Source organism: Metabacillus niabensis, from assembly GCF_902829255.1.
GTDB lineage: Bacteria > Bacillota > Bacilli > Bacillales > Bacillaceae > Metabacillus > Metabacillus niabensis.
Genome location: NZ_CADEPK010000222.1, coordinates 1 through 15,900, shown reverse-complemented (window position 1 = coordinate 15,900; position 15,900 = coordinate 1). Strand labels below are relative to the sequence as shown.

Sequence of the window (15,900 nt, the reverse complement as noted above, 5' to 3'; positions counted from 1 at the left end):
TTATACTACAATTCCTTTAAATCGTTATAAAACATTATCAGAGGACAAAAAAATAAACGGGGATATCCCAGCTTCACTCTCATCAACTACTATTTCCTTTCCGCAATCAGGAATTTGGGAAATAGAGGTTTTAGTTAACGAAAAAACATTAGGGGATATAAAAGTATTTGTTCAAAATGATGAAGCGAATATACATTATTTAAATGATTAAAATGAATCTTATTTAAGATATAAAAAATAGCTCAGTTTAAACAACTGTGCTATTTTTTATATCAATGTACACCAATAAACTTTTGAAATGAAATGTCACTAGTGCCTTCTCTACTGAATACTAAATGTTTCAGAAGAGAAGATTTCAATGATGACGTGACTGTTTACGATTTTTGAACGAATAAGCAAAGGTTGCTGATGGAGGTTTTGAAACTTGAAATCAGGTCCATACCAGCTAACAGTAGCATCTCTTTTTGGCGGAACATATGTGACATTCCGACTGTGTGAATATCGTTCTACAATATTTACCCCTGCTATGTCAACTGCATTGAATAGAGTTGAGGAAACTTGACATATCCCCCCACCAATTCCTTCAGTTAATTCACCTTTAACAATCTCAGGGGCTGGTAAATATCCTCTTTCCGTTGTTCGTTCTCCAACGATCGCATTAAACGAAAATGTTTCTCCAGGAAATAGAACATAATTGTTAATTGCATTTGAGGCTAAGTGAATATTTTGCACCCTTTCTTTATTTTTCGGATTAAAGGTTGTCTTATAGAAGCTAATTCGTTTTTGACTGATATTCTCAAGCAATTCACTATCAACTTTTGGATAAATCGTCTGGAGCGGAATTTCAATTGTTTCGTTATTTTTAGAAAAAAAGAAGGAATTAAACTTTTTTTTGAATAATTTGCGGTTAAGCTTGTATCCATTTTTTTCGCTAATCATATTTCCATTTTTGTCTAATGAAGCATTTTGTGGCTTTTCGTAAACACTGCCTTCTAATTCCTTTACTAAATTGTCATATTTATCTTGATCAAGGAAAAGCTCTGAAAAAGGATATAGTGCGAAATCAGAACGACTTATTGTTTGCACTTCCATACCATTTAAGGTAAGCGAAACCTCTTCAGCCATCGTACTTGTAAAAAGAGAAATGAATAGCATAAACGCAAAAAAACGCATTACTTCACCTCACTAAAAATGAGTGTTCTACGAAATAGTGTTAGTTAATATCGCTAAACTTATGTTTAAGAATAATTGGAAACAAGAGGTGTAATAATTTAAGTAAGCATACATGAGCAAAAATCTTTGATACAATAGAAGAATATTCACGTAAGAAAAGTGAACAGTAAAAGTAGGAGAAATTTTATGCTTCAATCAATTAATAAACAACTTGAAAAATTAATGCCTTTTATCACACCAACGAGCGTCGTAATTGGCGTCGTTTTTGCGGAACAATTTGTGTCACTGTCGTTTTTAATCCCATGGATTTTTGCGTTCATTACATTTTCTGGGAGTCTTAATTCGAGTTTATCCTCCTTAAAGGGTGTATTAAAAAGTCCTTTACCATTTGTTTTAGTTTTGCTCATCTTACATATAATAATGCCGATTATCGCCTGGTGTACAGGACATATTATATTTCCGAACGACCAATTTACGATAACTGGTCTTATATTAGCAGCAGTCATTCCGACCGGGATTACGAGCTTTATATGGGTGACTATTTATAAGGGAAATATTCCGCTTGCTTTAGCGATTATTTTATTTGATACAATCTTATCGCCGTTTCTTGTGCCACATACATTAGCTTTATTAGTTGGACAAAAGGTAGAGATTAATACATTCTCAATCATGAATGGATTATTTTTTATGGTTGTTATTCCTTCAATACTCGGAATGCTTATTCATCAATGGACAAAAGGAAAAAGCGTGAAGGTTGGTGCAGCTTTAGCGCCTTTTTCAAAATTGGGACTTGGCTTTGTCGTAATGATTAATGGTGCCGTCGTTGCTCCATATTTAGTAAATATAACAGGGAAATTATTGCTAATAACTTGTACAGTGTTTGCTCTTGCTTTTATAGGCTATTTAATCGCTTGGTTCATTGGAAAATGCTTTAAGCAAAGCAGAGATACGACAGCAGTCATGATTTTTACTGGTGGAATGCGGAATATAAGTGCAGGTGCGGTTATTGCTGTTCAATACTTTCCGGCAGCTGTGGCTGTTCCGGTTATTATCGGTATGTTATTTCAACAGGTTTTAGCATCTATTTTTGGTTTTTTATTTGATCGCTTCGAAAGAAAATCAATTTCCGTTAACCCTGTTGATAATAAAATGAATATTTCTTAATGGTCGTTCCTTCTTGCCAAACTTAGTAGATTGTGTTATTAATATTGATAATTAGTTAAACAGATTTTGAGTTTTAAAAATTTAATAGATTTCACCACTAGGGGAGCTTTATAGCTGAGAGAGACATTTGTCTTGACCCTTATTACCTGATCTAGATAATACTAGCGTAGGGAAGAGGTGTTTGAATGATAATGGAATTGCATATTTGTGCATGTTTTTCGTATAAATTGCCTATCATATTTACATTTCAAACCACTTCTCTCTGCGGGAGTGGTTTTTTTGTTGGCTAAAACTACTTCAATAAAAAAGAAATGAAAGGAGCGTTACATTTGTCACATAGAATTTCCGAGCTTATCAACGAGGTTGACAGAAGACAGGATGAATTAATTTCATTACTAAAAAAGCTTATTGAATTTAAAACACCTGCTCCACCAGCACGAAATACGAAAGATGCTCAGCACTTTGTAGCTAGCTTTTTACGTGAAAAAGGGTTTTCGATCGATATGTGGGATGTTTATCCAAATGATCCGAATGTTGTTGGGGTTTTAAAAGGAGAGCATGAAAAACAGTACAACAGCTTAATTATCAATGGCCATATCGATGTTGCTGAAGTAGGTGAGGATGAAAACTGGGAAAAAGATCCGTTTCAACCATATGTGAAAGATGGAGCAGTGGTTGGGAGGGGGGCAGCTGATATGAAGGGAGGATTAGCTGGAGCAATGTTTGCAATCCAATTACTTCATGAAGCAGGTGTGGAATTGCCTGGTAGCTTAATATTCCAGTCAGTTATTGGAGAAGAGGTCGGTGAAGCGGGAACTTTACAATGCTGTGAACGGGGGTATAAAGCTGATTTTGCAATCGTTGTTGATACGAGTGATTTACATATTCAAGGTCAAGGAGGAGTTATTACAGGGTGGATAACCGTAAAAAGTACCGAGACCTTTCATGATGCAACAAGAAGACAAATGATCCATGCGGGTGGAAAGCTTAAAGGTGCAAGTGCGATTGAAAAAATGACAAAAATTATTGCTGGTTTACAGGAGCTTGAACGGCATTGGGCAGTCATGAAAAGCTACCCAAAAATGGCACCAGGATCAAATACGATAAACCCCGCTGTCATTGAAGGTGGTCGACATGCAGCATTTATAGCTGATGAATGTAGACTTTGGATAACTGTTCACTATTATCCAGATGAATCACATGAACAAATCATTAAGGAGATTGAGGAACATATTTTGCATGTTGCACACGCTGATCCTTGGTTAAGGGAAAATCCACCGCAATTTGAATGGGGTGGTAAGTCTATGATTGTTGATAGGGGTGAAATTTTTCCTTCGTTACAGATTGACCCAAATCATCCAGGGGTGAAACAGCTGGAGGGGGCACATCAGAATATAACGAATAAGCAAGCAATCGTTGATGTCTCGCCAACTGTAACAGATGGTGGATGGTTAGGTGAAGCAGGGATACCAACAGTCATTTATGGCCCAGGAGATTTACAACATGCACATGCCGTGAATGAGCAAGTGTCAATTGAACAGCTAGTAGCTTATACAAAGGTACTATTATCATTTATTTATGATTGGTGTCATACGAAAACAAATGTAATCACAATAAACTAATTTTGAAGTTGATACTCTTTTAGTTGCTTCGCTTACCGATAGAGGTAGAAGCATCTTTAATACGCTCTTTTTCCTCAGGAGTCTATACAGCTTTCATTTCAATTAATAACTGGCGTTAACGAGTTTAAAACTTTAGGAGGCTAACAAATGAAATTTACTGAGCAGTTACGCGAAAAGGTTTTACCAATATGGGAAAAAAATCATACTCATCCATTTGTTCAAGGTATAGGGAATGGCACATTAGCTAAAGAGAAGTTTCGATTTTACATGATTCAAGATTACTTATATTTAATTGAATATGCAAAAGTGTTTGCGTTAGGAGCTGTTAAGGCAAGGGATCTTGAAACAATGGGGAGATTTTCAAAGTTACTTGATGCGACATTACATGAAGAGATGGAGCTACATCGACAATATGCAAAGAGGTTTGACATATCTACTAAGGAGCTGGAAGAAGCTAAACCATCACCAATTACACTTGCCTATACACACTATATGTTACAAGTAAGTCAAAATGGTACACTTGCTGAACTTGTAGCTTCACTCCTGCCTTGTATGTGGAGCTATTGGGAAATTGGAAAAATATTAAATGAGGAACCTGGTGCGAGTGAACATGAATTTTACGGTGAATGGATTCGAATGTATGCATCTGATGAGTTTGGAAAGCTTGCCAATTGGTGTATCGATTTAATGGATCAATTAGCAGAGGGGAAATCCGATGCAGAGCTTAGACATTTGGAGGACATCTTCCTTAACACAACGAGATTTGAATACATGTTTTGGGATATGGCCTATCATGAAGAGATGTGGCCTTTTGATGAATAATTTAGCATTGCAATTCAAAAACGTTTCCTTTCATTATGAATCGGAAAAGGGGAAGCAATCAATTTTACAAGATTTTGATTTTCATATAAATGAAGGGGAGTTTGTCAGCATTATTGGTCCAAGCGGTTCAGGTAAGAGCACGTTATTTAAACTAGTAACAGGACTTGAACAGCCTACAGAAGGGGAAATTTTCCTCCGCAATAAGCTAGCAACGAAACGACTAGGTCAAGTCGGTTATATGCCACAGCATGACTTATTATTTCCATGGCGAACAATTATGGAAAATGCAGCTCTCCCACTTGAAATAAAGGGATTAAAAAAGCAGGAAGCCTATGAAAAGGTTTCTGTTCTCTTAGATGATTTTGGACTTTTAGGGGTTGAAAAAAAGTTTCCCCATGAATTATCTGGAGGGATGAGACAGCGTGTTTCCTTCCTACGAACAATTTTGAGCGGCTCTAAAGTATTGCTATTAGATGAACCTTTTAGTGCGCTTGATGCCATTACAAAAGTAACAATGCAGGAGTGGTTATTAGCTCAATGGCAAAGGCGGAAGGAGACGATTCTTTTCATTACCCATGATGTAAATGAGGCGCTGTTTTTATCTGATCGAATTTTTATCTTTACCGATACACCAGCAAGAAGGTTAGAAGAAGTAATTGTTCCATTATCACGACCAAGGAAGCTGAAAGATTTAAATGAACCTAAGATCCTTGAGCAAAAGGACTTTTTGTATGACCTGTTACGAAAGAAAGTGAAAATATGAAAACTGTAAAAAATTATTTGTCATCGATTCTTCTTGTTTTCGTTCTGCTTATTATTTGGGAAATAGGTGCAAGAGTAGTGAATATGGGATTTATTCTCCCTTCTCCGACAGATATTATCGTTAAGCTATGGGAGTTAAAGGTCGTTCTATTCGTTGAACATTTGCCTGCAACGCTTGGAATTATCTTAATAGGCCTCCTCATTTCAGTTTGCTTTGGGGTTGGGCTCGCTGTATGGATGAGCTTAAGTGAGACGGTTGAACGAACGTTTTATCCGCTTATCATTTCATCTCAAACTATCCCGATTATTGCCCTTGCACCAATCTTTGTGCTTTGGTTCGGTTATTCCATTTGGAGTAAGGTTATGGTCACTGTACTGATTACATTTTTCCCAATAACAGTGAATACATATGACGGTCTAAAAAGGGCGAGTAAGGATTATAAGGATTTATTATTAACAATGGGTGCCAATAGGAAGGACATTTTCTTTAAGCTTCAGGTGCCAGCTTGCAGTCCTTATTTTTTCTCAGGTTTAAAGGTTGCCGTTACTCTAAGTGTCATTGGGGCTGCCATCGGGGAATGGATCGGCTCGCAGGCAGGGTTAGGGTATTTTAGCAGACGGATGATGACACAATTTGATGGTGCTGGTGTATTTGCGCCTATTGTGTTGTTATCAGCAGTTGGAATCGGATTATTTCTTATCGTTGTAATCGTAGAAAAAAATATACTTAAATGGAGGAAATTCGATTGAAAAAGTTTGTCATCGTTTTAATAATCAGCATCTTTGGCTTATTAACAGCTTGTGGAAGTAATCAAACTGCTGGAGAAAATAAAGAAGATAAGAAATTAAAAAAGGTTAGCATTATGCTTGATTGGTATCCAAATGCTGTTCATAGTTTTTTATATGTCGCAAAAGAAAAAGGCTATTTTGAAGAAGAGGGAATTAGTCTCGATATTCAATTTCCCGCGAATCCAACAGATCCAATTAATTTAGCAGCAGCAGGGAAAATCACTCTCGGAATCTCTTATCAACCAGATGTTATAATAGCTCGAGCAAATGAGGATGTAAACATTAAATCAGTTGGTGCGATTGTTCGCTCACCATTAAATCGTGTTATTTTTAATGAAGATAGTGATATTCAATCACCTAAGGATTTAGAAGGAAAAACAGTTGGGTATCCTGGTATCCCGTTAAATGAGTCATTAATTCAGTCAATGGTAAAAGCAGATGGAGGAGATCCGAATAAAGTAAAAATGATTGATGTTGGATTTGAATTAGGATCATCTGTTGTGACGAATAAAGTAGATGCAGTCATTGGGGCATATATAAATCATGAAGTTCCAGTTTTAAAGCATCAAGGCTATGAAACTCGAAATCTAAATCCGACCGATTATAATATCCCTAGCTATTATGAGCTCATCGCTGTAACAAGTGACCAAACATGGGAAAAAGAACAAGAGAGCATTGAAGCGTTCTGGAGAGCTGCTACGAAGGGCTATGAATATACAGCAAAGAACCCAAAGGAAGCGTTAGAAATATTATTGAAAAATCAGGACGAAGCTAATTTTCCTTTAGAAAAGGAAGTTGAGGTGCAAAGCCTAGATATTTTACTGCCATTAATGAAATCAGAGCAACAGTTTGGCAGCCAAGATAAAGAGCAATGGCAGGAAATAATAGGCTGGATGAAGGATGCTGGGTTAATTGAAAAAGAACCAAAGCTTGAAGATATCTTTATAAAAGTAGGAGAATAAGCTAGGGGATTTTTCAAAACACTCTGTTTAACTTGGTTGGCTATTGATTTCCGATTCAAGCATTCGTCTCACGTAGCTTTTCCGATCAGAAGTGCATAAAATTATCAACACTAACCTTTATCATAGCATTTCAAAAAATGGTTGTAACAGACAATAAAACCCCTTACACTAATTGGTGTTAGGGGTTAATTTTATTGAAAGAAAGGTGAGACGAGATGAGTAGAGTTGAGAACAAATTAGATTTAGACAGAATTGTATTTATTGGACGAAGCTATGAGGAATACATGGAGATGTTCTCTTTGAATGAAGAACTATTAAACGGGAAGAAAATTTTAGACTGTCCAGCTGGAGCATGTTCTTTTACCGCAATTGCATCTGAAAAGGGATATGATGTCACTGCGTGTGATCTTGTCTATTCGATTCCTGCTGAGCAAATAAAAAAGAAGGGGCTTCATGATATTCATCATGTTATTGGGAGTATGAATGATGTGAAGGATTCCTATGTTTGGGAGTTTCATAAGAATCTTGACCAATTAAACAAACATCGCAAAAATGCATTGCTAGATTTTGTCGAACATTTTGGGAAATTCCCTAGTAAATATGTAACTGCAATTCTGCCACAGTTACCATTTCAAAATGAACAATTTAATATAACCTTATCAGCACATTTTCTCTTTACGTACGGTGATCGTTTAGATTATTCATTTCATATCGAAACTATAAAGGAATTGCTTCGAGTAACAAAAAATGAAGTACGGATCTTCCCGCTAGTAGATTTAGAAGGGAAGCGCTCACCTTATATCGATCAGCTATTAGCTGAATTAAAGGATCTCATCGATTATGAAGAGGTAAATGTACCATATGAATTTCAAAAACATGCAAATACGATGTTAAAGCTATATAAAAAACGTAAATCGTGAAGCTAAAAAGAGCAGTGAGATAGTTTTCTCACTGCTCTTTTTGTAATCTGTTATCTAATGAACTAGAGCTAGTAGCAGGCAACTTGAAAAATCTGCATCAAATCTTTAATTCAATTTTCGCAGCTTTTTTCAATTCTTCAACCTTTTCACTTAGCTTTTCTTGAGTTTTTTGGGATTCTAAATTTACCTTTAATGTTTCTTTAACATCCTTATACTCTGGAACTTCTGTTGATTTATCATCAGATTCCTTTAATGAGCTAACCATTGTATCGTAATATTTTTTTACATCTTCCTCTTTTACTTCTTCAACCTTTAAGTCATTTTCGATATATTGACTATATCTTACTTCATCTGAGATCTGCTTCTTTAGCTCATCAAGTGTTATGTTGTTATTTTTTAGCGCTTGCTCAAACGCTTTTTCATCTTTATATTGTCCTTTAATTGTTTCCAGCTTCTTATTAATGGCTTCATCTGTTGCTTTATAGCCTTTTTTATCAACTTCCTGCATCAATAAAGTTTGTCCAACAAGGTTTTCGAGCGTATAATCCTTCACTTGTTTTGCGACTTCATCAGTTGTTGGGTCTTGTCCCATCTGTTGAAACGTCGTTTGTGCTATATTTAATTGTGCATTATAATCTGATCCTTTAAGTTCTTGACCATTTACGATCGCAACGACGGTATTTTCTTCAACCTTTTGCTTATCAAGCTTTTTTTGCATTTCCTTTGCTTCTGCAGCTGCTTCTTCATCTGATTTAGTTTCCGCAGTATTAGCTGACTCTTTCTTTTCATCATCATTACATGCAGTGAGTGAAAAGGTGAATAATCCGATTAATAAGAATAAAACATATTTTTTCATTAATATTTCTCCTTTCGTTAATGACCAAGAAATATCCCGTTAATCTCTTTATTAGGCGCTTTTTTAGTTGGGATAAATATAGTTCCTCTCATTTGCCTCAGGTAAGAAAGGTTATGAGCCGAAAATTTTAAGTCACGCCTATTTTAGACGGACATAGTCGAATTGTATACTAGTTAGAAGAAAAATAAAAGGATAAATAGTAGGATTAAAAAAAGATTTCTAATTATTTGTTATTAAACCATATTTCCCCATATATTTGGTGGCAGTGTAAACATCGCTTAACTTCATTTTGAGCGAGTAGGAACTAACTATTGAATAAATGATAGAAATCTATTAAAAATTTGAAATTTCTTCCTGTTATGGTATGAAGTGATTGAATTTTCACTCAATAAAACTTAAAAATAAGCGATGACAAGTGATTATGACTTATTAACAGTCCTTATCGTCATTTAACAATAGATGTTTACGCTTTCACTAACTAATTGGAAGAAATGCTCACAACCTTATTGTCTTACCTTGAATAAATATATCAGCATGTTACCATTGAAACGTAAAAGACAAATCGTTTTTTATTCCTTAATCCCTTTTTACAAAATTTTAGAAATTGGAGAGATGAGATGTTAGCTGACAAAAAGATTTTATTTATAGGCGCAGGCTCCATGGCTGAAGCGATGATTTCAGGTTTTGTTCAATCAGAAAAAATTTCCCCAAAACAAATTATTGTTACTAACCGAACGAATGAGAAGCGTTTAAGCGAATTAGAAAGCAAATATGGTGTTATTGGGTTAACGCAAAATCAGCTTTCCTTAACTGAAATAGATATTTTTATTTTTGCGATGAAACCAAAGGATGTTGCGAAAGCAATCGAAACGCTAAAGCATCATATTCAAGCAAATCAGCTCATATTATCTGTTTTAGCAGGTATCCCAACATCTTATTTTGAACAAATTCTTCAAAATGACCAACAAGTTGTTAGAGTTATGCCAAATACGTCAAGTATGATTGGCGAATCTGCGACAGCAATTTCCCCTGGTCTTCATACAACTGATGAGAAAATCCAATTAGCGAAATCTTTGCTTGAATGTATTGGGAGAATATTTATAATCGATGAGCAAAAGATGGATGTTTTTACAGGCATTGCCGGAAGTGGCCCAGCATATTTTTATTATTTCATGGAATATATGGAAAAGGAAGCATTGAAAGCAGGACTAGAGGTAGAAAACGCAAGACAAATCATTGCGCAAACGATTGTAGGGGCAGCAAAAATGGTTCAGGAACAGGAAGAGTCGCCGACTTTACTTAGAGAAAACGTTACATCACCAAATGGAACAACTGCTGCTGGAATAAGTGCTTTGGAAGTATATCAAGGCGGATTAGCTATCTCAAAAGCTGTTGAGTATGCAACAAAACGCTCAAAGGAAATAAGTGTTCAAATCAAAGATAGCATTTTAGTAAGTATTGATTAGAGTGGAAGCGCAAATTTAATCGTATCGTTAAGCTTTACGTCCAATTCTAAAGAGATTACTAATTCAGGAGTGATACAATGTCGACCCAATTAAACAACAAAAAACGGGTTGTAATAAAAGTAGGAAGTAGTTCATTAACAAGTCGACATGGAGAAATAAGTCGTCGTAAATTAGAGAAGCTAGCAGATGAAGTGGCAAAGCTGAAAGATGAGGGATATGAAATTGTGTTTGTTTCATCTGGAGCAGTTGCTGCTGGATATCGTAAGCTAGGGCTTATTGATCGACCGACATCTTTACCTGAAAAACAAGCAGCTGCCTCAATTGGGCAAGGCTTATTAATCGAGGCTTATTCAGAAATTTTTTTATCTCATGGCTATATAGCATCACAAATTCTCATTACCCGTAGTGACTTTTCGGATGAAAATCGCTATAACAATGTAAGAAATACATTAAATGTTTTATTAGAAAGAGGCATTATCCCAATCGTCAATGAAAATGATACCGTCACAGTAGACCGCTTGAAATTTGGCGATAATGATAATCTTTCCGCAAAGGTCGCCGGTTTAGTTGGTGCTGAACAATTGATTATTTTATCAGATATTGATGGATTGTACGATTCAGATCCTCGTAAAAATGAAGCAGCAAAATTACTTGAAAAAGTGTATGAAATTACTCCCGAAATAGAGGCAGGTGCTGGTGAGACGGGGAGCCATGTAGGCACTGGAGGCATGAAGTCAAAAATCGATGCAGTTAAAATCGCGATGGCATCGGGCATCTCAACATTTCTAGGTAAAGCAAGTATTCCGAATATTTTAATTGATGCAGTAAGCGGAAAAGCAAAAGGAACTTATTTTGAAGTAACCGATGAAACAGTAAATTTAAATCAAAAACGACAGTGGATTGCTTTTCATTCAGGCCCAAAAGGAGAACTCGTCATTTATCAGCCTGCAAAACTGTCAATCGCTGATCATAATCATAGTATTTATTCTTCAGATATTATGAAAGTAAAGGGCCAATTTAACAAAGGTGCTGTCATTCGGATTATCGACGAAAATGGCGAACGCATCGGCTTAGGTGTAGTTAATTACTCGAGTGATGAGATAATCAAAATAAGTAAACAAACTGAAAAAGAGCATGAAAAATATGAGATTGTTCATTTTGATGACTTAGTTTGTGAACTTGAATTATCACTACCGGTCGGTCTGTAAGAATATATGAAGTAGCTAAATATCGTGATCGACATTTTAGATGTCGGTCTTTTTTGTGTTGCTTGAGTTGTTATCTGAGTGTTTAAGGACATTCATGCGAAAGATCGAGCAGATGAAAAAAATGTAAGGGGAATGTTCATATGACTTACCAATGGACATAAGAAAAAGCCTTAGTTTTCGAAACTAAGGCGGTAATAATTTATTTATTCAACTGACTATGCTTCCGTGAATATGTGAAATAAATAATTAATCCGATCACAATCCAAATGATAAAGGCTTTCCATGTTACCGCAGGAAGGCTTGTCATTAAAAGAATACATAATATCGTACTAATCAATGGTAAAACTGGTACGAAAGGTACTTTAAATGCTCGCTTTAACGTTGGGTGTGTTTTTCTTAAAACAATGACTGCTATAGAGACTAATGTGAAGGCAGCTAATGTTCCGATATTTACTAAATGTGCCAATGTTGTTAAATCAATAAATCCAGCAAGTGCTGCAGCGATAAAGCCTGTGATCCACGTATTTAAATACGGTGTTTTAAATTTCGGGTGAACTTTTGAAAGCTTTTTAGGAAGTAATCCATCACGGCTCATCGAAAACGAAACGCGTACTTGCGCATATACCATAACGAGAAGGACGGTTGTAATTCCTGTGATGGCACCTACGGAAATCAGACCTGCTATTGTGTTTTGTCCGACAAATTGTAGAGCAAATGATACAGGATCAGCTACATTCAATTGAGTGTATGGAACCATTCCCGTTAAAATTAATGATACGATCATATATAACGCTGTACAAATTGCTAAAGAAGCAATAATTCCGATCGGTATATCGCGCTGTGGTTTTTTTACTTCCTCAGCAGCTGTTGCGACAGCATCAAACCCGATATAGGCAAAGAACACTGTTGCAGCACCTGTAATGATTCCTTCAAAGCCAAACGGTGCAAAAGGTGTCCAGTTATCAGGCTTTACATAGAATATTCCGGCAATAATAAATGCAACGATAACTGCGAGCTTTATTACAACCATAATATTATTGATTCGTTTACTTTCCTTCATCCCTCTAGATAATAATGCTGTAATTAGGAAAATAATAATAACCGCTGGTAAATTTATGATTCCTCCTTCACCTGCTCCAGGTGCAGAGGATAATTCTTTTGGGAAGTGAATCCCAAATCCGGAAAGGAGGGTTTGAAAATAACCAGACCACCCTGTAGCAACAGCGGCTATCGCAATTAAATATTCAAGAATTAAATCCCAGCCGATTAAAAAAGCAAAGAGCTCTCCAAGCGTAGCATATGTGTATGTATACACACTGCCTGAAATAGGTACGGTTGAAGCAAATTCTGCATAGCAAAATGCAGCTAATGCACAAGCAATCCCCGATAATATAAATGAAATAATTAATGCAGGACCAGCAGACTCTGCTGCAACCACACCTGTTAAAACAAAAATACCTGTTCCAATTACAGCTCCAATTCCTAACATTGTTAAATCGATCGCACTAAGTGTTCGCTCAAGTGTGCGCTGCTGACTTTGATGGATAAGCTGTGTAATTGATTTTTTTCTAAAAAGTGAACGCATATTTCCTCCAAGATGTTTTTTTGCAAAAATATAAATACTTAATAAAAAGCACAAAGTTTAGTATATTTTCATAATTTCTAAAAGTCAATATATCGTAATATAATAATCTTCAAAAAATTTTGCCTATATTGTATATTCTTTTCCATTTAGATGAGCGAATTGGAAACGGGAAATCCAGATTAAAAGCGAAGCAAAGAAAAACAGCCTTCATTATAAAAATGAAAGCTGCTATCATTATTGGATATTCACTGACATCATTAGACCGAGATAGGTGGCTATGACGAAAAATAATCCAAAGCATAGGGCAATCCACGGTGTAATTTTTTTATAAAAGCTTATGAAAATCATCGCTAGAAAAAGGATTGCTATCGTAAGCAACATAATACCTTGAAGCCCAGGTGTTATGTGAAAAAGAAATGGAGGAACAATATCTTGTCCAATTAAATATTGCACCCAAGAAGCAGGACCATATTGAACGACTGTTGCATTTACTTGGTGTGGCGGTGGTAAGGTTCCTAGAACACCGGTAATGAAAAAGATAAGCATAAGAAAAATAGTCTCAGCCTGAATCCATTTCTTTGGATTAAATGTTTTATCATGCTTCGTTTTTCGTGATAAAAAGCCATTAATTACCGCAAACGCTAAAACAGGAATAATACTTAAATGTTTTAATAACAGCATTTGTCCATATGGAAGTGCCCAAGCGTTGACATAGTCCTTTAAGTCAACTGCAAGAAGCATTAGGGAAACACCACTTACAATGGTAATGAGAAATAATGTAATAGATAATGGTGTAAACCAACGTAAAAATGCTTGCCAATGAATTGTATTTTTTGACAGCCAGCCAATATGAATTAGAACACCTACCCATATTGTAATAACTAAATAATGGAGCGAATGTGAGATTAGTCCAGGGATTAACGAAATTGAAGCTGAATGGCTTGCATATCCGATTGAAATAATCATCACGAATAAAAGGGCTGCTTGGATATATTTTGATCCTTCAACATATATAATCATCCATAAGAAAACGGCAAAGAAGCTACCGTATAACCATGCTATTCCTACTTGAAATTCAGTTAAAATAGAATAGGATGTAAGGCTGAAAAGACCCTCTGTCGAAAAAAAGGAAATCACCTGAAGCACTGGAAGAAAAGTGAAAATGATGATTCCTAATACAGCTATTAATACACTCTGTTTTGAAGCGGTCGTTTCAGGCTTTTTAGAGCTAGGAATAAACTGCAGGAAGACATAGCCTACCAAGTATGAAAATAACATATATGTTATGTATTCGGTAATTGGTATTAATTGATTCATATCCTACCTCTTTTTACGGATTAAAATTCCTATTCCAACTGCTAAGAGAATGACTAAGACGATTATTGAAACAGTTGAAATGATAGAACGGTTATCATCGCTTTCTTCATTATTTGAATCAGTATCATTGTCTACCTGAGGTGATTGTTCTTCATTTACTTGGGCATCATCAGTTTCGGCAGCTGGATCCTCTTGAACTTCAGACTCCTCCTGGTTCGGGATATTTACTGTAAATGGGATTTCTCCTGATAACAAATGTCCATCTGTTGCCGCAATGTTCCACGTAATTGTGTATTCGCCATTTTTTAATGGTGTTGGGATTTGTCCTGTTAAAGTTTTTCCATCAACTGTAATGGAGTCTACTTGAACGACGTCGTTATTTGATTTCAATGTAAATGTGCTTTTATTTTCAATTTCACCCGCAAATTCAAGTGTTATTTCCTTTAATTCCGTCGTTACTACCTCGCCAGCACTTGGTGTTGATGACTCAAGCGTTGTATGTGCTGATGCCATAAATGGAAAAAATAAAACGAAACATATCATTATAAAAAGTATTTTCTTCAATATTTTTCACCCTAACTTTCTAATATTCATAACAGTAATCATTTTATCATTATAACTTCTTCATTTTACCCGCATTTCTTACAATTTAGCAAACTTGACACTTAAAACAAAGTTAAAAATCAACAATCATTTTTAACATAGCAAAAAATAAAAAGCATGTCTCTGTGCGAATGCCCTTACGTACATCTCCCTAATTACATAATGTATTAGTACAACGAAAGGGAGGTGTTGTTTTATGAGTGGTACAGGTAAAGGTTATGGCTATGGCGCTGGTTTTGCGTTAATTGTTGTATTATTTATTTTATTGATTATTGTCGGTGCAGCTTTCGTTGGGTACTAAAATTTTGTTTTGGTTTTGACTATTATAAATAAGTCCGTTATTTAGGTAGTCAACATTTTGGTGATAAACCATTAAAAGGAGGAATTATAATGGGTTACGGATATGGATTCGGCGGCGGCTATGGCTGCGGCGGCTACGGCTATGGCGGTGGGGGGTTCGGGGATGGGAGAGGAGTTTGTTTTAATGTTGTTTTTTTTATTTTTTTTATTATTGGTTGGGGAGCTTTGTTTTTAGGTAATTTGGAAAAGGGGTGGGGGTATTAGACCTTTTTTGTTTTATTGTGGGGAAGAGGGATATTTTAAAAAAGATTTTTTTTTCATTACAAGCGGGCCACTTCCAAAAAGTCCTAA

Annotated in this window: 16 protein-coding genes, 1 pseudogene and 1 riboswitch; of the genes and pseudogenes, 12 read left to right on the top strand and 5 right to left on the bottom strand. The window is 35.7% G+C overall.

Annotation, left to right across the window (positions count from 1 at the left end; translation table 11 throughout):
• Positions 1 to 211 (top strand): annotated as a pseudogene (locus HU235_RS14470) (hypothetical protein); the annotation flags it as partial.
• Positions 212 to 321: 110 nt separating this feature from the next.
• On the opposite strand, the gene HU235_RS14465 reads toward HU235_RS14470, so the two are convergent.
• A complete protein-coding gene (locus HU235_RS14465; RefSeq protein ID WP_174880644.1) occupies positions 322 to 1,173 on the bottom strand; it encodes a VanW family protein in 852 nt (283 codons plus the stop codon).
• 186 nt (positions 1,174 to 1,359) lie between these two features.
• Between HU235_RS14465 and HU235_RS14460 the strand changes: the two genes are divergently transcribed.
• The 7 genes from HU235_RS14460 (at position 1,360) to HU235_RS14430 (ending at position 8,214) form a co-directional block, all read left to right on the top strand.
• Positions 1,360 to 2,337: a bile acid:sodium symporter family protein gene (locus HU235_RS14460; protein WP_174880643.1), complete on the top strand. Its 978-nt coding sequence runs from the start codon at positions 1,360 to 1,362 to the stop codon at positions 2,335 to 2,337.
• A gap of 89 nt (positions 2,338 to 2,426) precedes the next feature.
• Positions 2,427 to 2,527, top strand: a riboswitch (TPP riboswitch).
• Between the two features lie 139 nt (positions 2,528 to 2,666).
• Entirely contained in the window at positions 2,667 to 3,959 is a 1,293-nt protein-coding gene (locus HU235_RS14455; RefSeq protein ID WP_370877226.1) for an acetylornithine deacetylase, read from the top strand.
• Between the two features lie 147 nt (positions 3,960 to 4,106).
• Positions 4,107 to 4,781, top strand: a complete 675-nt coding sequence (gene tenA, locus HU235_RS14450; RefSeq protein ID WP_174880641.1) for a thiaminase II — start codon at positions 4,107 to 4,109, stop codon at positions 4,779 to 4,781.
• Positions 4,774 to 5,544, top strand: coding sequence for an ABC transporter ATP-binding protein (locus HU235_RS14445; protein WP_174880640.1), 771 nt, complete (start codon positions 4,774 to 4,776; stop codon positions 5,542 to 5,544). Before tenA ends, HU235_RS14445 begins: the two co-directional genes overlap by 8 nt.
• Positions 5,541 to 6,293 (top strand): ABC transporter permease, encoded by a 753-nt coding sequence (locus tag HU235_RS14440; protein WP_174880639.1) that lies wholly within the window; start codon positions 5,541 to 5,543, stop codon positions 6,291 to 6,293. The genes HU235_RS14445 and HU235_RS14440 overlap by 4 nt, the downstream gene beginning before the upstream one ends.
• Positions 6,290 to 7,294 (top strand): ABC transporter substrate-binding protein, encoded by a 1,005-nt coding sequence (locus HU235_RS14435; RefSeq protein ID WP_174880638.1) that lies wholly within the window; start codon positions 6,290 to 6,292, stop codon positions 7,292 to 7,294. Before HU235_RS14440 ends, HU235_RS14435 begins: the two co-directional genes overlap by 4 nt.
• Positions 7,295 to 7,509: 215 nt before the next feature.
• Complete coding sequence (locus HU235_RS14430) at positions 7,510 to 8,214, top strand: SAM-dependent methyltransferase (RefSeq protein ID WP_095301482.1); 705 nt, start codon at positions 7,510 to 7,512, stop codon at positions 8,212 to 8,214.
• A 97-nt stretch (positions 8,215 to 8,311) separates the two neighbouring features.
• On the opposite strand, the gene HU235_RS14425 is transcribed toward HU235_RS14430, so the two are convergent.
• Positions 8,312 to 9,070, bottom strand: a complete 759-nt coding sequence (locus HU235_RS14425; protein WP_095301483.1) for a SurA N-terminal domain-containing protein — start codon at positions 9,068 to 9,070, stop codon at positions 8,312 to 8,314.
• Between the two features lie 617 nt (positions 9,071 to 9,687).
• Here HU235_RS14425 and proC point away from each other — a divergent pair.
• Both proC and proB read left to right on the top strand, forming a co-directional pair.
• The gene (gene proC / locus HU235_RS14420) at positions 9,688 to 10,536 is read left to right on the top strand and encodes a pyrroline-5-carboxylate reductase (RefSeq protein WP_095301484.1); all 849 of its coding nucleotides are present in this window, start codon (positions 9,688 to 9,690) and stop codon (positions 10,534 to 10,536) included.
• A gap of 77 nt (positions 10,537 to 10,613) precedes the next feature.
• Positions 10,614 to 11,744, top strand: coding sequence for a glutamate 5-kinase (gene proB / locus HU235_RS14415; protein ID WP_174880637.1), 1,131 nt, complete (start codon positions 10,614 to 10,616; stop codon positions 11,742 to 11,744).
• Between the two features lie 199 nt (positions 11,745 to 11,943).
• On the opposite strand, the gene HU235_RS14410 is transcribed toward proB, so the two are convergent.
• From HU235_RS14410 to HU235_RS14400, 3 genes are all read right to left on the bottom strand, one after another.
• The gene (locus HU235_RS14410; RefSeq protein WP_174880636.1) at positions 11,944 to 13,329 is read right to left on the bottom strand and encodes an amino acid permease; all 1,386 of its coding nucleotides are present in this window, start codon (positions 13,327 to 13,329) and stop codon (positions 11,944 to 11,946) included.
• A gap of 234 nt (positions 13,330 to 13,563) precedes the next feature.
• On the bottom strand, positions 13,564 to 14,646 hold the full coding sequence (locus HU235_RS14405) for a copper resistance D family protein (RefSeq protein ID WP_145581810.1): 1,083 nt from the start codon (positions 14,644 to 14,646) through the stop codon (positions 13,564 to 13,566).
• Between the two features lie 3 nt (positions 14,647 to 14,649).
• On the bottom strand, positions 14,650 to 15,210 hold the full coding sequence (locus tag HU235_RS14400) for a copper resistance CopC family protein (RefSeq protein WP_145581811.1): 561 nt from the start codon (positions 15,208 to 15,210) through the stop codon (positions 14,650 to 14,652).
• Between the two features lie 235 nt (positions 15,211 to 15,445).
• Between HU235_RS14400 and HU235_RS14395 the strand changes: the two genes are divergently transcribed.
• Together HU235_RS14395 and HU235_RS14390 are read left to right on the top strand one after the other, a co-directional pair.
• The gene (locus tag HU235_RS14395) at positions 15,446 to 15,550 is read left to right on the top strand and encodes a YjcZ family sporulation protein (protein WP_095301489.1); all 105 of its coding nucleotides are present in this window, start codon (positions 15,446 to 15,448) and stop codon (positions 15,548 to 15,550) included.
• Positions 15,551 to 15,639: 89 nt separating this feature from the next.
• On the top strand, positions 15,640 to 15,813 hold the full coding sequence (locus tag HU235_RS14390) for a hypothetical protein (RefSeq protein WP_174880635.1): 174 nt from the start codon (positions 15,640 to 15,642) through the stop codon (positions 15,811 to 15,813).
• Positions 15,814 to 15,900 lie beyond the last annotated feature (87 nt).